The following is a 17,600-nucleotide window of genomic DNA, read 5'->3' as shown; positions in this document are numbered from 1 at the left end:
TGTAACGGTGTGACGATTTCTAACCAGCTAGACCGTCTGGAGCTTCTCGACCTCGTCGAGGTTCTCGGTCAGGCGCGCCGCAAAGGTCGAAAGCGGGTGCGGGTGCGTATCAAATTCGTAGGCCGTCTCGGTAGAGTGGATCACGGTGCCGACGCCGGCATCGGTCAGCAGCTCCAGGAGCAGCGAATGCGGCGTGGTACCGTTAATGATGTGAGCGCGAAATACGCCGCCGACAAGCGCATCGACGGCTGCGCGCAGTTTGGGAATCATGCCCTTATCGACCTCGCCGGCGTAGAGCATCTCATTAACCTCGTCGAGCGTTAGGTTGGAGATGAGCGAGTCTTTATCGCTAAAGTCCTTGTACAGGCCGTCGACGTCGGTCAAAAAGATCGCCTTGTGCGCGTGGAGCGCCGCCGCAACGGCACCGGCGGCGGTGTCGGCGTTGATATTGAAGAAGCCACCGTCCTCCCCCGCCGCGACGGTAGCGATGACGGGAATATACTCGCTATCGAGCAAGTTCTCGATGTAGTCGGTGTTGACATGCGTCACTTTGCCCACGCGTCCGAGCTCGGGGTCGAGCGGCTCGGCGATGAGCGTGCCGGCGTCGCTGCCCGATACGCCCACGGCCAAGTTACCGTGGTGGTTGATTGCCGCCACCAGCTCTTGGTTAACCTTGCCGCCCAGCACCTCGCGCACGATATCCATGGTCGCCGGCGTGGTCACGCGCTGGCCGTTCTTAAACTCGACGGGCATATCGTAATGGCTCAGCGCCTCGTTGATGGCTTTACCGCCGCCATGCACGATGACGGGGCGCATGCCGATAATCTTGAGCAAAACGATGTCGCTCATCACGTCGCGACGCAGTTGCTCGTCTACCATGGCGGCCCCGCCATACTTGATAACGACCGTCTTGCCGGTCAGGTTTTTAATCCACGGCAGCGCTTCGAACAGCAGCTGCGCAGTTGCTTCGTTGGATTCGCTCGAACGACAATCGCGTGCGAATTTCATAATCTGCCTCGTCTTTCGTATCGTTATCGCGCTGTGCTCCGCTGCCCGCAATCGCGGCGAGATGCGCAGCGTGCCTGGAGTCTAGGAGCGGTAGTCACCATTGATTGAGATGTACTCGTGCGTGAGGTCACAGGTCCACACGGTCGTTGCCGCGTCGCCTGCGCCCAGGTCGGCCGAAATCACGATCTCGGGCGCCTCAAAACGTCGCAGGGCCTCGTCCTCGTCAAAAGGAACAGTCAGGCCATCGCGGCAGACGGGCATGCCCATCATGTCGATGGAAACGTCTTCCTGATTAAACTTTACGCCGCACTTGCCGAGCGCCATGGCAACGCGACCCCAATTGCAGTCGTGGCCAGCGATGCAGGTCTTGACGAGCGGCGAGTTGGCGACGGCGCGGGCGGCGATATCGGCTTCCTCGTCGTTGGCGGCGCCGGTGACGTTAACCGTCACGAGCTTTGACGCACCCTCGCCATCGGCCGCGATGTTACGCGCCAGGCTCTCGCACACCTCGTGCACGGCAAAGGCCAGCTCGTCAAAGGCGTCAGTGCCCTCGACGATGGCCTCGGCATCCGCGGCGGCAGCGCCAGAAGCCAGCATGATACAGGTGTCGTTGGTCGAGGTATCGGAATCGACCGTCACTTTATTAAAGGTCTGTTTAACGGTCGAGAGCAGTAGGGTGTGGAGCGCCGCCGACTCGACGGGGGCATCGGTAGTAATGACCGCGATCATGGTGGCCATATTGGGCATGATCATGCCCGATCCCTTGCACATGCCGCCCACCGTATAGGTATTGCCTGCGTGCCCCGCGGCCTCGCTGCTGTAGCGAACGGCATACTCCTTGGAATGCGTATCGGTCGTCATGATGGCACGGGCTGCATCGGCGCCGCCATGGGCAGAGAGTGCCTCGTAGGCGGACGGAATTGCCGTCTCAAACGTGTCGATCGGCAGAATCTGTCCGATCACGCCCGTGGAGGCAACTAAAATCTGTTGGGGTTCACAGCCAATGACCTGCGAGGCGATATTGCACGTCTCACGCGCACAGGCAAGGCCGGTCTCGCCCGTGGCGGCGTTCGCGTTGCCGGAGTTGATTGAAACACCGGCGATGATGCCATAGCCCTTGTCCGTACCGCCCAGGTTGGCACGGCTCACCTGCACGGGCGCCGCACAAAAGCGGTTAGTCGTAAACACGCCGGCCCCGGGACAGGGTTTATCGGGCACAACGAGCGCGTAATCCAGGCGCTCGGGATTCTTGCGGAATCCGGCATGGATGCCCGCCGCCTTAAAGCCGGCTGCCGCCGTTACGCCGCCCTCTACGGCACGAATCTTGATATCGAACTGCTCAGCATTCATCGTCTTTACGACTCCTTATGTCAAACAAAAAATGGGCATCGGTTGGTGCGCCATGCCAGCCACAATCATGAGACCAGCTTAAAAGTGGCGCCAAACTCGATACCCGACTACCAAATCGTTAATAATCGAATGTGCTACACCGGGCACGCCACTGTGGGCAAGCCTCGTCGCTCGTCAAAACCAAAGACGATGTTGGCGCACTGGACCGCCTGGCCCGCAGCGCCCTTGCACAAATTGTCGATGGCGCCCGTCGCCACCAGCACGCCCGCACGCTTGTTGAGCGCAAGGCCGATCTGGGCGGCATTGGTACCGACAACCGAAGCCGTCTTGGGCTGCTGGCCGGCATCGAGCACGCGCACAAAGGTACGACCGGCGTAGAACTTCTTGTAATGGTCGACGGCATCCTCAAGAGTCAGCGCTTCGAGAGCCTGCGTTGCGAGCGGCAGCGTCACCGTAGAGAGCAGGCCGCGCTTGAGCGGTGCCAGGTGCGGAGTAAAGACGACGCGATCGGTAAGGCCCAGAATTTGCTCGATTTCTGGCGTATGGCGATGTTTTCCTACGCCATAGGCCTCCAGATTCTCGTCCGCGCTGCAAAAATGGGTGCGGGTGTTGCACGACTTACCGGCACCCGTCACGCCACTGATGGCGTCGACGACTACGGGGCCGCTCTGGGCCACCCAGCCCGCACGCACGGCAGGCGCGGCAGCAAGACTCGTTGCGGTGGGATAGCAACCGGCGCAGGCGACCAGTACGGGCTTGCCGTCGGCGTGGTCGGATGCAGCGGTCTCTAAGTCCTGGCAGAACAACTCGGGCAGACCGAAGGCACGTGTTTTAAGCAACTCGGGGCTCGTGTGCTCGGCGGCATACCATGTCTCAAAGACGGACGCGTCGCTCAGACGGTAATCGGCCGAAAGATCAAAGCAAGAGACACCCGACGCAAGCAGAGCGGGCACCTGTGCCATGGCAGCCGTGTGCGGCACGGCGAGAAATACCGCATCGCAGCTCTTGAGTTCAGGGGCGTCATGCGTGGTGAAAACCAGATCGCTCACGCCAGCAAAGCTCGGATACACCGCGGACAGCAGCTGGCCGGCATCGGCGTTGGACGTAATGGCAACAAGTTCAAACTCGGGATGGCCGAGCACGAGGCGAATAAGCTCGGCGCCGGCATATCCAGCCGCGCCGACGATTCCAACCTTTAAAGACATATCGGACTCCTTGTCTGCGGTCTTATGCGTCGTTGCGCATTCCGCAGCCGTCGTTATGAGGTAGGTTGAAACTTTAGCACCCGAGAATGCATATTTACGCAAATAATTTGTGTCTTCATGCATTGAAGCATACCCGACACATTCGCTTGAAAGAATTGACAAAAAATAAGCGAGCTCTGCATTAGCCGCAGCGCATCATACTGCTGGCCAATGCGGAGCCCACCTTATACGGAATACCAAACTTAAGGGTCGCCCAGAGCAGCCTAGAGCTCGACCGGAACCCATTCGTCGTGATTGCAGATAAAAGCCTCGGGGTCCTCGACGCTAAAGAAGACAAGCGTGGGATCGTTAGGCCCCTCATAGTGCTCGCTCAAGCGCTCAAGATGCTTCCACCCGGCCTCGCGCATTTCATCCGAAGCCCGGTCGTCCAGACCCGCACGTCCGCGCAGGATCAACCAACCATGGCCCGGCCACCAACTCGTGGCCTCAAAGCGCTGGTTTTGCAGCAGCTCTTGCCACACATCTTTGGTGCGCGCCGTTACAAACCACAGTTTGCCGTCCTGAATCTGCGCAAACGAGAACGGACGCACATGCGGCTGCCCGTCCACGCTCGTCGCTAGGTACCACGCCGGCACCGACGTCAGATACTCCAGCACCGTATTCAATCCGTCCACGTTTCCTCCTGTCATCTGACCAGTCTTTTTGGAATGGGCAGCCAATTTGGGAAATTAAAGCTCGAGGAGCTCTTCGCTGCCGTCGATATCGCAGAACCGCGCGGCGATGTTGCGGACCGAGAAGAACGCAAGGCGGTCATCGTTGGCACTATCGTGTTGCTCGCCAATGCCCACCATGTGCTTAAAGCCCGTCTGGCGCACCTTGTCACTCACGAATGCATCGTCCTCGAGTGCGGCCTCGCCAGTTAACACGATCCAGCACTCCCCCGGCTTCCAGCCCGACACCTCAAACTTGGGATTCTTGCTCAACTCCGCCCACACGTCCTTGTCGCGCGACGTGCAAAACCACAGCTTGTCGTTATCGACCATGGCAAACGAAAACGGCCTCACGCGGGGCTGATGCCCGTCGTTTGCATCGGTCGTGGCAAGATACCACGCCGGAATGCGCCTGAGATACGAGCAGACGCGTTCGAGCTGAGCCGTGCGATCGATGTCGGTCATAGAGACCCCTTTCTTGCGCTCGAATCGAGCTTAGACGAGTTGAAGATTGATAACGACAACGCATGCCACCAGCAGCGCCATCGCCACCGCGGCCAGTGCATCCCCGCGGCCAAACGTAAGCGCATGCAGACGCGTGCGTCCCCGCTCGCCGTGATAGCAGCGCGCATCCATGGCGGCCGAAAGCGTCTCGGCATGACGGAACACGCCAGTAAACAGCGGAATCGCCACACTGCCGAGCATGCGCACGCCACCGAGCGGACCGCCCGTCACGCGCGCGCCACGGCTTGCCTGTGCATCGGCCGTCTGTTTCATCTCGGTGGCAAATTGTGGCATAAACCGCAGTGCGATACCCATAATCATGCCGAGCTCGTGCGCCGGAAGCCCCACGCGCGCGAATGGTGCGAGCAGGCGCTCAAAACCCGCGGTGAGGTCGAGCGTCGGCGTGGTGAGCGTAATGGCGCTCATGCCGGCCATCATCATCGTCAGACGACACGCCATAAACGTCGCAGAACGCAGCGAGCCCTCGCTCACCTGCAAAAAGCCAAACTGCCACAAAATGCGGCCACTCTGATCGGAAAACAGGTTGAGCACCGCGACCACCACGACAATCGCCAGCAGTGGTGCCATCGACGATAGGACCCGACGCAACGGAACCCGGGCCGCGACATAGACCAGCACGACAAAAATTTCGACCGGAACCAGCCCGCGGAAGCTGCCGACGGTGAGCGCAGTGATCAGAAATGCGAAACCTAGGAGCAACTTAGTGCGCGGATCCAGGCGATGCACTGCGCTTTCCCCCGGATAGTAGCTGCCAAATGAGAATGCCTCCATTAGCAGCCCTCCTCTTGCGTGGCCATCTTGAAACCAGCCTGACGCGACGCCCTCAAAGGTCCGTCCGCGCAGCCTAGCAGCATGCCGGACAGCTCGTCGGCCAGCGACTCAACCGTATAAAGCTTGTCGCAGCGGAGCGGCACACCGGCTTGCACGAGCGACAATGCCATGCGCTGCGCAGCGGGAACGCCCAAACCGATCGATTTGAGCTCGTTCGCGTGCGCAAAAACCTGTGCGGGCGTTCCATCGGCAAACACCGCGCCCTCGTTCATCACAACGATACGGTCACAACAATTTGCCAGGTCATCCATGCTGTGCGAAACCATGACAACGGTCAGGCCCTCACGATGGAGCCGATCGATGAGCTCCAGGAAATCCCTGCGCGCAGCCGGATCGAGCCCCGCCATGGGCTCGTCGAGCACCAGGACCTCGGGCTCCATGGCGAGCACGCCGGCAAACGCCACGCGGCGCTGCTGACCGCCCGAAAGCTCAAAGGGGCTCTTGTCGCCTATCGCGGCAAGGTCGAGGCCCACGCGCGCAAGCGATGTTGTGACACGGCGAACAACCTCGTCTTGCGGCAGGCCAAGGTTGCGCGGGCCAAACGCCACGTCCTGCGCCACGGTCTCGGCAAATAGCTGGCGCTCGGGATACTGAAACACCACGCCGACCTTGGCCTTAACCGCGGCGGCGCCTTTCTTGCTTGATAGGTCGAGCCCCAGTGCGCAAACGCTCCCCTCCTGTGGACGAATCAGCCCGTTGAGATGCTGAACCAGCGTTGATTTACCCGAGCCGGTATGACCCGCCAGGCCCAGAAACTCGCCGCGACGCACCGTCAGCGAAACATCACGTAGCGCCCAGGGGCTGTTTGGATCGTTGCCCCAAAGAGCCTGTTTGCCCGATGCGCCCACAGTGGTCGAGCGCTTGCGCCATCGGCGGCGCTCGCGGGCGCTCAGCGAGTAACTATGCGAGAGGTGCGAAATCTCGATGACGGGTTCCGACGCGACCATCCCGTCGGCTGCAGAGGATGCATGGTCAAGCACACGAGAATCGGATGCGGAGGGCCGCCCAGCGACGTCCGCCCCGCTCCGCTCAGCATAAACCTGTGCAATCTCGGCGACCATATCCGCCTCACGCACCTGCGCGCAAACGGGTACGCCCTTCGCGCGGAGTGCCCTACCTAGACAGCACGACGCCGGCATATCCAGGTTGAGCTGGGCAAGTTCGTCCGCCCGCGTCAGAATCTCCTCGGGCGCACCGAGCATGGCAACGCGCCCCGCCCGAAACACCGCGACACGATCGGCCTCGGCGGCCTCTTCCATAACGTGCGTAATCATCACGATGGTCATGCCGCGATCGTGCAACGAGCGGCAAACCTTCATGAGACCCTTACGTCCACGCGGATCGAGCATCGAGGAAGCCTCGTCCAATATGAGCACGCGCGGTTCCATGGCGAGCACGCCGGCAAGCGCCACGCGCTGCTTTTGGCCGCCCGAAAGTGCATGGGTCTCGCGGCGCTCAAAGCCCACCAGGCCCACACCCTTCAGCGCCTCGCGTACGCGCTGCGCAATTTGCGCCGATGGCACGCCAAGGTTTTCGGGACCAAACGCAACGTCATCTTCGACAAGCGTTGCCACCAGCTGATCATCGGGATTCTGGAATACCATGCCCGCGGTCGAACGAATGTCGTAGACCAACTCGGGATCGGATGCATCCATGCCGTTGATACGCACCGTTCCTGCATCGGGCTGCAGCAGCGCATTCAGATGCTTGGCAAACGTCGACTTGCCCGACCCATTGCCGCCGAGGATGCAGAAAAACTCGCCATCCTCGATGTTCAGATCGATACCGTCGAGCGCCGGCGTGACACCGTCATAGCTAAAGGAAACGCCTCGACAATCAATCATGCGCGGCCTTTGACCTGGTTCTTTTTAGGCGTGATGAGGTTGGAGACCGCCTTGTACACTGCAAGCGTGAGCACCGAGTTGAGCACGGTCTTGATAAGGTTGAACGGCAGCACGGCAGGAACCATGAGCGGAGCGATCGCATCGACCGAGCCATACCAGAACCATACGCCAATGGTAAGGTTTGCGACCATAGACAGCGCCGTAGCGGCAATGACGCCGAACACCAGGCCAATCACGGCACCCTTATAGGTATGCATCTTCTGGTAGACGATAGCCGCGGGCAGAATGTAGCCCAGCGTGGCAACCAGGTTCATAAGCGCACCGACCCAGTCACCCGTGGTGAGCGCGTGAATAACGATAGCCATAGCGGCAACAGCAGTACCGGTGCCGGGACCATACGCAAAACCGCACACCATCGCCGGCACCAGCGACGGGTCGTAGGTCAAAAACGGCGCCGAAGGAAGGATGGGCAGCTGCACGTACATAAACAGGGCGCCCAAGGCGCACATCAGCGCCATGGTAACGAGCTGTTTGGTGCTCCACCTATTCGTGTTCTCAAAATGGATATGCTGCGACTGTTCAGACATAAGATCACCTGCCTCTTTCATCCGGACTCTAACCGTTGGTACTGGGATTTCACCAGTTCAGCCGACATGCGAACCAACGCACGCACGGGTCGCGGACTCATCGGCTCGGACGCAGGTACCTCGCCTGCGCCACGGCGCCCCTCTGGCACCGTCCGATTTACCGCCAGTGGGGAATTTCACCCCGCCCTGAAACAGCAATTGGAAGTGTAGCACGAGCAGGTATTCGCGCAAGTATGTCAAGGGTAATTTATGGTGGGGATCAGTTGCCGCAACAACCACGTTCCCCACCCTCCCCAAAGTAACGCGCTTTTCGCGGCAAAGCCGCGAAACAGCGTCCGGGATACGTATCCCCAACAACCACGTCCTTCTCCGCCCGCCGACTTCAAGGCCGTAAACGCAGGGGATCCGGGGGCGTGACGGGGTTTCTCTCCGGAACATTCCGCAGGACGCAAAGAGGCTCCGCAGCGCAAAGCGCGATGCGGAGCCTCTTTGCATGTCCGAGGACGTTCCGGAGAGAAACCCCGTCACGCCCCCGGGATTCCCGGTGGGAGTTCTAGACCTTGTCGGCCTTAGTACATACCGCCGCCCTGCTGACCGGCGGTAGCAGCAGCGATAGCATCCTCAAGCTGAGTGTTCTTGGGCACATCGGAAACCGTGGCCTCGGTGATGAGGATCAGGCTGGCGACAGAAGCAGCGTTCTGCAGGGTGACGCGGCTGACCTTGACGGGGTCGAGGACGCCCATCTCGATCATGTCGCCCCACTCGCCGCTGGCAGAGTTGAGACCCTGGCCAGCGGGCAGCTCGGCGACCTTGTCGACCACGACAGCGCCCTCAAAGCCAGCGTTCTTGGCAATGGTTGCGACCGGAGCGGTCAGAGCCTTCTTGACGATGTCGACGCCGATCTTCTCCTCGGGGTCGTCGATCTCGACTGCATCGAGCGCAGACACAGCGTCCATGAAGGCGACGCCGCCGCCAGCGACAATGCCCTCCTCGACAGCAGCGCGGGTTGCCTGCAGGGCGTCCTCGACGCGGTGCTTGATCTCCTTGAGCTCGGACTCGGTGGCAGCGCCGACCTTGATGACGGCAACGCCACCGGAGAGCTTGGCCAGGCGCTCCTGGAGCTTCTCGCGGTCGAAGTCAGAGGTGGTGTTCTCCATCTCGCCCTTGATCTGAGCAATACGGGCGTCGATGGCCTCCTTAGAGCCAGCGCCGCCGACGATGACGGTGTTGTCCTTGGAGATGGTGACGGACTTAGCGGTACCGAGCATATCGGCGGTGATGTCAGCGACCTTCACGCCCAGCTCGTCCAGAGCAGCCTGACCACCGGTGAGGACGGCGATGTCCTCGAGAATGCGCTTGCGGCGATCACCGTAGCCCGGAGCCTTGACGGCGCAGACGTTGAGGGCGCCGCGGATCTTGTTGAGGACGAGGGTGGGCAGAGCCTCGCCGTCGATGTCCTCAGCGATGATGAGCAGGCCACGGCCAGCGCGCTGGACAGCCTCGAGAACAGGCATGATGTCCTGGACGCTGGAGATCTTCTGGTCGGTGATGAGGATGTACGGATCCTTCATCACGGCCTCCATGCGGTCGTTGTCCGTGACGAAGTAAGCGGAGACGTAGCCCTTATCGAACTGCATGCCCTCGACGGTGTCGATGGTGATGTCGAACGTCTGGGAATCCTCGACGGTGATGACGCCGTCCTTGCCCACGACTTCCATGGCCTCGGCGATCTTCTCGCCGACCTCGGGGTCACCGGCGGAGATGGTACCGACGGAAGCAATCTGCTCCTTGGTCTCGACCGGCTTGGCCTGCTTCTTCATCTCGGCGACGGCGGCGTTGACGGCCTTGTCGATGCCGCGACGGATGGCCAGCGGGTTGGCGCCAGCGGCGACGTTGCGAAGACCGTCGTTAACGATGGCCTGAGCGAGCAGGGTTGCGGTGGTGGTGCCGTCACCCACGGTGTCGTTGGTCTTGGTGGCGACCTCCTTCACCAGCTGGGCACCCATGTTCTCAATGTTGTCCTCGAGCTCGATCTCCTTGGCGACGGAAACGCCGTCGTTGGTGATGGTCGGGGCACCGAACGTGCGCTGCAGGGCGACATAGCGACCCTTGGGGCCCATGGTGACGGTAACGGCATCGGCCAGAGTGTTGACGCCCTTGGCGAGCTTAGCGCGGGCATCGGTATTGAACGTAATGTTCTTTGCCATGGTAGGTAATCCTCCAAAAGAAATGTGACTCACGTCGCCGCTTCCGAGTCCTATGCGGCGACCGCGTTCAAAGACGAATCAGAGAGCCTGATGAGACTAGGCCTCGACGACGGCGTAGATGTCGTCGGCGCGCATCAGCAGATACTTCTCGCCGTCGACCTTGACCTCGTTGCCACCGAACTTGCCGTAGATGACAACGTCGCCTTCCTTGACGTCCATGGGGATGCGCTCACCCTTGTCGTTGACCTTGCCAGCGCCAACGGCAACGACGGTGCCGCGCTGCGGCTTCTCCTGAGCGTTGCTGGCGATATACAGACCAGAAGCGGTCTTCTGCTCGGCCTCGTCGGGCTTGACCAGAACACGATCTGCAAGCGGTTTCAAAGACGACATGCTTGTCTCCTCCTTTTTGGGCCGCGTGGTTATGCCACGCGAATTAACCCTATTTGTTTGCGTACGCGTTGAATGGTACCCACGAATGGCGGGTTATACAACACAGAGTCAAAAAATCTTATTTTTTGACACTTAGATTTTCTGAATGCCGGGGGGATAACTTGTGCGCAGCTCCCGTGTGGCGCCGGAGGGGCGGGGCATAAGGTTTCCTGCTCGGGCAGTCCTGCTCGCACGAAGGCCACATTACGTGGCCTTCGGCTCGTGCGGAACTCGCGATAAACCTTATATCCCGACCCTCCGGAGCCACACGGGAGCCAAGTTAACTAGTTCGGGCGCGGCATTCAGAAACGTCAGTGCAGCAAAATGGCGATGCGGATAGGAACATGGCCATGGCTTTCGCTGCATGCACGGGTCCCCTGGGGAGCACCGTGCATTTTTGGGAGTATTCAGCAGACCAGGATGGCTGTATACGCGCCAGACACATCTTATTGGTCCCAAGGACGCCTTCGACCGGCGATTTGGGTCGGCAGGCAGACCCCATCAGGGCATAAAGGCATGCCTCGTGCCTGCCCGGACGCCAAAATGACGTCAATCCCCATGACATTACCCGACCGCAACGGCGCCGGCAGAGCTCGCAGTGCTGAATACTCCGTTTTTTGCACGGCCCAGGCGGGGGTACATCAGGGCCAGAAAGAACATCCCAACCTTTTTATGCAATCTGTAATGGGAAGTATGCAAAACACCATGAGGCAGCATTGCAAATGTCCAATTTGAACGCGCGGGGCAGCAGAGCCTCCACCCCACGCACAAATCCGGCAGAGCAGGGACGCTCATAACGATTCCCCACCGATATGCAGACGTGGCTCGAGCGCCATCCCAAAATAAGTCGCCCGGGCCGCGTTTAACGACACGGCATGAGCATCAGCGCTCGTAGATGAGGTTACCGGCTAGGTAGGTGGCCTGAACCTTGGTGGCTTGCAGCTCTTGGGGGTCAACGGTGAGCGGGTTTTGGTCCAAGACCACCAGGTCAGCATACTTGCCGGGCTCCAAGCTGCCGAGGTTTTGCTCGTCGCCTGCTGCATAGGCGCTGCCCAAGGTGTAGTTGCGCAAAGCCGTTGCCGCGTCGATGCGCTCGCTCGGCAACCAGCCGCCCTCGGGCCAGTGGCTTTTGGGGTCCTGGCGTGTGATAGCCGTGTAGAGCACGTCCATGCTGGTAACGGGCGTGATGGGGCTGTCGGTACCGAAGGCTTGGCGAATGCCGCGCTGCTTATAGGTTGCGAACGGCCACATGATGCGGCTGCGCTCCAAGCCCAAATCGCGCTCCGGTCCACCCGGGTCGAGCGTAATGTGGCAGGGCTGGCTCGAGGCGACCACGTTGAGCTTGCGCAGGCGGTCGATGTCCTCGGGCAGGAGGTTCTCCAGGTGCTCGAGCGTGTTGTGGCCGTGCTGGGGCAGGCCGTACAGACCGGCGGCTTCCTCGAAGATATCCAGCGCGGCATGAATCGCACCGTCGCCGATAACGTGGATGCGCACGGCGCGGCCGCGCTCCGCAGCCGCCAGAACCAGCTTGCGCATGCGCTCGGCGGAAACCGTCAGACGGCCTTGGTCGCCCGGGAAGCGCGGATTGGCATAGGGCTCGGTGAGATATGCCGTATGTTCGCTCGACACACCGTCAAAGAACTGCTTAAAGCCCGGCGCCGAAAGCAGTGCGTTGTTCGCGTAACGTGCCTGCAGCTCTTCTAGACGCGACTGGTCATCCAGCAGCGTGGGGAACAGATGGGCACGAATGCCCAGCTTGCCGGCTGTCTGCAGTTTGTCGTAGACGTCGTCGCGGATAAAATCGCAGCCCGGCATGGGCATGAGCGACATGTCGCAGATCGAGGTGATGCCCTGCTCGGCCATGCGCCTCATTTGATCGGCGTAAGCGCTTGCGATGCGATCTTCGCCCAGCCACTCAAGGCAGCGCGGCAACAGCTGCATGGCAGCCGCCTCGTGAGCAATGCCCGTGAGCTCACCGTTTGCGTCCTTGTCGTAGCTGCCGCCCGCTGGCGGCTCGCTGTCGCGCGTGACGCCGAGCGCCTCGAGAGCGCGACTGTTGAGCCACAGCGTGTGGCCGTCGCCCGAGTACATAACGCAGGGACGATCGGGAAATACCGCATCGAGCGACGCCTTGGTAGGATGCTCGGGCGGGTCCCAACGGTAGTCGCGCCAGCCCTGCGTCACAACCCAAGCGTCGTCGGGCAGATCCTGGGAAAACTCGAGCGCGTGCCGCACCAGCGCCACCTCGGACGTGCCCCCATCCATGAGCATATACGGCGAGGAACCGACCGAGGTATGAAAGAAGTGCAGATGAGCGTCATGGAAACCGGGGCAGACAAACTGCTCGCCGTAGTCGATAACCGGCGTGGCGGCAGGCGCGGCGGCGATCACGTCATCGGGCTTGCCGACTGCGACGATACGGTCGCCTGCGATGGCAATCGCCAGCTCACGGGCGGTATCGATGCCATCTTGCGAGGTAAAGACGTTCTTAGAGCGGATAATCCGATCGATATGTTGCATGGGCATCCCCATCTCTGGCAGGAAATTCAACACCCCCGAGTGTACTCCACCGCCACAGTTGCAAAACGTCAAGCGGTAAACGGCACCTTTCCCAACCCCAACGGCCCCGCCTGCCCCTTGTGGACGGGGTAGAAATGGTAGATTTCAGGCTTGACAGCCGCATCCAAGGCTGCGTGCATAAGCAATTTGGACCTGTCAAGGTTACGGAGGTATCCATTTCTACCATTTCTGCCCCGTCCCCAAGTGGCAGGTGGCATACTGGAAAGAGCCTGTACGATTTTGCGATAAACCAGCAAGGAGCAAATCGACCATGACGAAGACCAAGGCACAGCAGATTATGGCAGCGACCGAGGCCCGCGCGGCTGATGACGTCACCGCAGCCATCCAAGATATCGCCGCCGAGTTTGAGCCCTACATCATCAAGCAGCGCCGGCACTTCCATAAGCACCCGGAGCTGAGCCTCGCCGAAGAGCGCACGACTTCTGACATCGCCAACCAGCTCGACGCCATGAATATCCCCTACGAGCGCCCGCTTAAGACGGGCCTGGTGGCGACCCTTCGCGGCACCGCACCCGACGCCTACCGCGAGGACGGCACGCCGCGCCGCCGCATCCTGCTGCGCGCGGATATCGACGCCCTACCCGTCACCGAGCAGACCGGCGAGGAGTTCGCCAGCGTCAACGAGGGCTGCATGCACGCCTGCGGCCACGACTGCCACATTGCCATGATGCTCGGCACGCTGCAGATCCTGCGCCATATGACCGACGACATCCACGGCGAGGTCCGCATCGTCTTCCAACCCAGTGAGGAAAACGGCCAAGGCGCCAAACTCATGATCGGCACGGGCGTGCTCGACGGCGTCGATGGCGCCTACGCCGCACACATCTGGAGTGAGGTCGACGCCGGCACCGTAAGCTGCGAGCCCGGTCCGCGCATGGCCAATACCGACTGGTTCCGCATTGATGTCCGCGGCACCTCGTGCCACGGCGCCATGCCCCAGCGCGGCCACGACGCCGTCATGGTGGCGGCCGAGATCGTCAACGCCCTGCAGACCATCGTTTCGCGCGAGATCAGCCCCTACGAGCCGGCCGTCATTACCGTCGGCGAGCTGCACGGCGGCACCGCGCGCAACGTTATCGCCGGTACCGCCTACCTCGCCGGCACGGTGCGCACCTATGGCGATTCGACGCACGAGGAAATGCCCGAGCTCATGCGCCGCATCGTAGAGCACACTGCGGCGGCCCTGGGCGCCGAGGCTGAACTTACCGACTACACCATCGCCAACTACAAGGTCGAAAACGACGTCGCCTCGAGTGAGCGTTGTCGTCAGGCCGTGGTCAAGTGTCTGGGTGCAGCCGGCGAAGGCCATTATCGCGGCACGCTTTCGGGCGAGGATTTCTCGGAGTACCTGCGCCGTGTACCGGGTGTGCTTGCCTTTGTGGGCACGCGCAACCCCAAGATTGGCGCCACGTACGCCCAGCACTCCTGCTTCTATAAGATCGACGAGAGCGTGCTCGCCAAGGGCTCCATGGTAGCCGCTCAGTATGCCATCGACTTTTTGGCCGAGCCCACGCAAGAGGAGCTCGACGGCCCCGCTATCGCCGCGGTTGCCGAGACCAATCCCGATCTGGCAGCCAAGCTACGCTCTGCCAAGGCAACGGCCGCCGAGGCCCGCGACGCCATGCACGACGCCCGCACCGCCCGCCATGCCGCCATCAAGGGCATCCACGAAGCTCGCACCGCCGCTCGTCACGAGGAGAAGCACAACGAGTAGTCGAATCGCGACCATCTCGCAGCCGTAGCCACATCGCGATGTCAAAGCGGGGGCGGACGTTTCGACACGTCCGCCCCCGCTCATTCGTCAAGCACTATTTCTACCATTTCTATCCCGTCCCCAAATGGCAGGTGACAGGGCTACTCGTCTTGCGGGTCCTCGTCGGAGCTTGGCTCGGGTTCCGTCTCGGGCGCGGGTTCCGTCTCGGGCTCGGGCTCCGTCTCGGGCTCGGACTCCGTCGTGGGCTCGGACTCCGGCGCAGATCCCAGGACAGACTCAGGCGCGACATCCGGAGCGCTGTAACCCGAAGGAGCGGACTTCTTCTCGAAGGGCAATACAAACGTCAGGACGTCATCCTTATCCTCATCGGCCCACTCGCTTGCATAGCGTGCGACCCAATAGCCAACGGCACGGTGCTTGAGCATCTTGCCAAAGACCGTTAGAAATACGGTGACGAAAGCGATCAGCACCAGGAACAGCACGAGTGAGATGCCACCGCCGGTAACAATTGCCTCAATACCCGTAGGACGATAGTAGTAGCTATACATACCGACAGAGGCAATAGCGCCAAAGACCGCCGTCAAGATCCATGTGACAACGTTGGCGACCAGGCCCGTCAAAAACTCGGGAAGGAATGAAGCGCAAAACAGCTTGGTCTTATTGTTCTTAAAGGCCGCCCAGACCTTGTCGAGCGAAAACGCGCTCTCGACGCGACCGGTCACCGCAAAGTGCATCACGGCGATATCGGCGAACATCTTAAAGAAGACTCCCAGGACCGCCGTGGCAATCATAGCCAGGACAAGCAGGCCAAGCGAGCCAAACAGCGCAGTCTCGAGCGCAGAAGAGCCGTAATACGAATACGAGCCCGCCGCGCCAATTACCACGCTCTCCACCAGCGAAAGCACTACACCAATAACGGGAATGGCAGCGATAATCTCGAGCACGACCGAAATAACGCTCGAAAAGACCCCGAGGCCAAACGATGTGGAACGCATCAACGGACGATCCATGCCGTCATCGATCTTAAGCGACAGGTCGCGACCCCACTCGATGCCAAAGCCCGAACCGCACACACTCGCCACGCAGGCGGCCAAAAAGCCGATGGCAGCTGCAATACCGCCGATAACGGGAATGAACAGCACGAGCACCGACACGACGCAGATAAGCGCCGGCAAAAAAGCAATCTGGCACACGCGCTGCAGCACGCCCGGAGTCTTGGTCATGTCTTGGAACGCCTGAGCCACACAGCCCTTTGGCGCATTCGCCACGGGCGGTTGCGGAACAAACTGCTGGGGCCGAGACTGTCCCTGGGGAGCGGGGCCGGCGGCCCTGACCTCGGTATTAGGGGCACCGCACACGCCGCAGAACTTGTCGTTATCGCCCATGGGGGCGCCACACTGCGAACAGAACATCGAAATCATCCCTTCGTATCTAGAGCGAATCACCCAGATCGCAAACGACGTCTTTGGCAACATTATCGCGCAATGTGGGGACAAATACCCCAAGATGACCGATTTGAAACGTAGGCGGCTTTATTCAATGGTTCGAAGGGTATATCCGCGCTAGTTCGTGCCGCGGAAGCCCTTGCCCACGATCTCGGAGCTGTCAACGATCGTGATAAACGCATCTGGATCGATATCGCGGGTATAGCGGCGCAGTTGCACTGCCTCGCGACGGCTCAGCACGCTCATGATCACCGTCACGCAATTGCCCGAGAAGGCACCGTAGCCGCGGCTGATCGTTGCCGTGCGGTTGAGATGCTTGACGATAAACTCCTCGACTTTGCGCGGTTCGGAGCAAATAATCGTACAGACCTTGCGCAAGTGAATGCTCTCGATGGCCTTGTCGACCACAAGCGTCTTGGCAAACAGGCCGAGCACGCAGTACAGGCCAACGCGCGGACCGTACAAAAAGGCCGCGATAGTCACGATGCCGATATCGACCAGTAGCAAGGCGCGTCCGATCTCGAGCGTCGTGCGACGCTTGAGGATCATGGCAAGGATATCGGTGCCGCCCGTCGAGGCGCCAATATCAAAGACAATGGCACTGCCGAGCGCCGGCAAAATCACGGCAAAACACAGGTCGAGCCACATATCGCCCGTCATCGAAACATCCGGCGGAATGAAGAGCTCAAACAGCGAGACGTAGGCCGAAAGCGCAAACGAGGCAAAAACGCTCCAAAGGATTGCCTTGCGCTCCAAAAAGATAAAGCCCAAGACGACGAGAACCGCATTGATGATCCACATAAAGACGCCGACGGGCAGAGTCGGGAACAGCGTGGAAAGAATGACCGACACGCCCGAGGTTCCGCCGAAGGCAAAGTGATTGGGGGTTTTAAAGGCCACGATGGCGAACGCCGTGAGGATCAGGCCCAGATTGAGCTCGGCGAAAAAGCGCGGGAAGCCCGGCTCCTGGCTGCGCTTGCGGCCGGCACGCTCGCCGCGCTCGATATCGGCGCGATCGACCACGCGCTCCATCGGCACCACGGGAGGACGATGCACCTCCTCGGCGGCACGCGATGCCGCCTCTGCCGCGGCGGCCTCAATCGCCCATGCCTTGCTTTCTGTTTCGTGCTCGTCGGCCATTACGGCAACCCCTCGTTAACAATTT

14 protein-coding genes and 1 riboswitch are annotated in these 17,600 nt (G+C 60.7%); of the genes, 1 reads left to right on the top strand and 13 read right to left on the bottom strand.

Features of this window, described 5'->3' with window-relative positions; genetic code table 11:
- Positions 1–27 precede the first annotated feature (27 nt).
- The 11 genes from argB to ACTQ0H_RS00895 form a co-directional block, all read right to left on the bottom strand.
- The gene (gene argB / locus ACTQ0H_RS00945; protein ID WP_441535956.1) at positions 28–1,008 is read right to left on the bottom strand and encodes an acetylglutamate kinase; all 981 of its coding nucleotides are present in this window, start codon (positions 1,006–1,008) and stop codon (positions 28–30) included.
- Between the two features lie 81 nt (positions 1,009–1,089).
- Positions 1,090–2,358 (bottom strand): bifunctional glutamate N-acetyltransferase/amino-acid acetyltransferase ArgJ, encoded by a 1,269-nt coding sequence (gene argJ, locus ACTQ0H_RS00940; protein ID WP_441535955.1) that lies wholly within the window; start codon positions 2,356–2,358, stop codon positions 1,090–1,092.
- A gap of 134 nt (positions 2,359–2,492) precedes the next feature.
- Positions 2,493–3,563 carry an N-acetyl-gamma-glutamyl-phosphate reductase gene (gene argC / locus ACTQ0H_RS00935; RefSeq protein ID WP_427795080.1) on the bottom strand — a complete coding sequence of 357 codons (1,071 nt, stop codon included), beginning with the start codon at positions 3,561–3,563 and terminating at the stop codon, positions 2,493–2,495.
- A 263-nt stretch (positions 3,564–3,826) separates the two neighbouring features.
- Complete coding sequence (locus ACTQ0H_RS00930; protein WP_427718303.1) at positions 3,827–4,237, bottom strand: pyridoxamine 5'-phosphate oxidase family protein; 411 nt, start codon at positions 4,235–4,237, stop codon at positions 3,827–3,829.
- A 54-nt stretch (positions 4,238–4,291) separates the two neighbouring features.
- Positions 4,292–4,738, bottom strand: coding sequence for a pyridoxamine 5'-phosphate oxidase family protein (locus ACTQ0H_RS00925; RefSeq protein WP_441063642.1), 447 nt, complete (start codon positions 4,736–4,738; stop codon positions 4,292–4,294).
- A gap of 30 nt (positions 4,739–4,768) precedes the next feature.
- On the bottom strand, positions 4,769–5,569 hold the full coding sequence (locus ACTQ0H_RS00920; RefSeq protein ID WP_441535954.1) for an energy-coupling factor transporter transmembrane component T family protein: 801 nt from the start codon (positions 5,567–5,569) through the stop codon (positions 4,769–4,771).
- Positions 5,569–7,473: an energy-coupling factor transporter ATPase gene (locus ACTQ0H_RS00915; RefSeq protein ID WP_441547695.1), complete on the bottom strand. Its 1,905-nt coding sequence runs from the start codon at positions 7,471–7,473 to the stop codon at positions 5,569–5,571. Before ACTQ0H_RS00915 ends, ACTQ0H_RS00920 begins: the two co-directional genes overlap by 1 nt.
- A complete protein-coding gene (locus ACTQ0H_RS00910; protein ID WP_441042574.1) occupies positions 7,470–8,060 on the bottom strand; it encodes an ECF transporter S component in 591 nt (196 codons plus the stop codon). The genes ACTQ0H_RS00915 and ACTQ0H_RS00910 overlap by 4 nt, the downstream gene beginning before the upstream one ends.
- Positions 8,061–8,065: 5 nt before the next feature.
- A riboswitch (FMN riboswitch) is annotated at positions 8,066–8,258 on the bottom strand.
- A 371-nt stretch (positions 8,259–8,629) separates the two neighbouring features.
- Positions 8,630–10,267, bottom strand: a complete 1,638-nt coding sequence (gene groL / locus ACTQ0H_RS00905; protein ID WP_441538174.1) for a chaperonin GroEL — start codon at positions 10,265–10,267, stop codon at positions 8,630–8,632.
- Positions 10,268–10,363: 96 nt separating this feature from the next.
- Positions 10,364–10,657, bottom strand: coding sequence for a co-chaperone GroES (groES, locus tag ACTQ0H_RS00900; protein WP_427718293.1), 294 nt, complete (start codon positions 10,655–10,657; stop codon positions 10,364–10,366).
- Between the two features lie 921 nt (positions 10,658–11,578).
- A complete protein-coding gene (locus ACTQ0H_RS00895; protein ID WP_441538176.1) occupies positions 11,579–13,222 on the bottom strand; it encodes an amidohydrolase in 1,644 nt (547 codons plus the stop codon).
- 304 nt (positions 13,223–13,526) lie between these two features.
- Between ACTQ0H_RS00895 and ACTQ0H_RS00890 the strand changes: the two genes are divergently transcribed.
- Positions 13,527–14,990, top strand: a complete 1,464-nt coding sequence (locus ACTQ0H_RS00890; RefSeq protein WP_441067625.1) for a M20 family metallopeptidase — start codon at positions 13,527–13,529, stop codon at positions 14,988–14,990.
- 140 nt (positions 14,991–15,130) lie between these two features.
- On the opposite strand, the gene ACTQ0H_RS00885 is transcribed toward ACTQ0H_RS00890, so the two are convergent.
- The gene (locus ACTQ0H_RS00885; protein WP_441538178.1) at positions 15,131–16,402 is read right to left on the bottom strand and encodes a zinc-ribbon domain-containing protein; all 1,272 of its coding nucleotides are present in this window, start codon (positions 16,400–16,402) and stop codon (positions 15,131–15,133) included.
- Positions 16,403–16,552: 150 nt separating this feature from the next.
- Positions 16,553–17,575, bottom strand: a complete 1,023-nt coding sequence (locus ACTQ0H_RS00880; RefSeq protein ID WP_441538180.1) for a YitT family protein — start codon at positions 17,573–17,575, stop codon at positions 16,553–16,555.
- Between the last annotated feature and the right edge of the window lie 25 nt (positions 17,576–17,600).

Origin of the sequence: Collinsella sp. LCP21S3_A3, from assembly GCF_052118905.1 — a bacterium.
Classification (GTDB): domain Bacteria; phylum Actinomycetota; class Coriobacteriia; order Coriobacteriales; family Coriobacteriaceae; genus Collinsella.
Note: the sequence above shows the minus strand (reverse complement) of the source record. Positions and strands in the feature narration are given on the sequence as shown.

Coding starts and splice junctions, on each gene's coding strand:
- argB (WP_441535956.1), bottom strand. CDS start 1,008: ATGAAATTCGCACGCGATTGTCGTTCGAGCGAATCCAACGAAGCAACT.
- argJ (WP_441535955.1), bottom strand. CDS start 2,358: ATGAATGCTGAGCAGTTCGATATCAAGATTCGTGCCGTAGAGGGCGGC.
- argC (WP_427795080.1), bottom strand. CDS start 3,563: ATGTCTTTAAAGGTTGGAATCGTCGGCGCGGCTGGATATGCCGGCGCC.
- ACTQ0H_RS00925 (WP_441063642.1), bottom strand. CDS start 4,738: ATGACCGACATCGATCGCACGGCTCAGCTCGAACGCGTCTGCTCGTAT.
- ACTQ0H_RS00920 (WP_441535954.1), bottom strand. CDS start 5,569: ATGGAGGCATTCTCATTTGGCAGCTACTATCCGGGGGAAAGCGCAGTG.
- ACTQ0H_RS00915 (WP_441547695.1), bottom strand. CDS start 7,473: ATGATTGATTGTCGAGGCGTTTCCTTTAGCTATGACGGTGTCACGCCG.
- ACTQ0H_RS00910 (WP_441042574.1), bottom strand. CDS start 8,060: ATGTCTGAACAGTCGCAGCATATCCATTTTGAGAACACGAATAGGTGG.
- groL (WP_441538174.1), bottom strand. CDS start 10,267: ATGGCAAAGAACATTACGTTCAATACCGATGCCCGCGCTAAGCTCGCC.
- groES (WP_427718293.1), bottom strand. CDS start 10,657: ATGTCGTCTTTGAAACCGCTTGCAGATCGTGTTCTGGTCAAGCCCGAC.
- ACTQ0H_RS00895 (WP_441538176.1), bottom strand. CDS start 13,222: ATGCCCATGCAACATATCGATCGGATTATCCGCTCTAAGAACGTCTTT.
- ACTQ0H_RS00890 (WP_441067625.1), top strand. CDS start 13,527: ATGACGAAGACCAAGGCACAGCAGATTATGGCAGCGACCGAGGCCCGC.
- ACTQ0H_RS00885 (WP_441538178.1), bottom strand. CDS start 16,402: ATGTTCTGTTCGCAGTGTGGCGCCCCCATGGGCGATAACGACAAGTTC.
- ACTQ0H_RS00880 (WP_441538180.1), bottom strand. CDS start 17,575: ATGGCCGACGAGCACGAAACAGAAAGCAAGGCATGGGCGATTGAGGCC.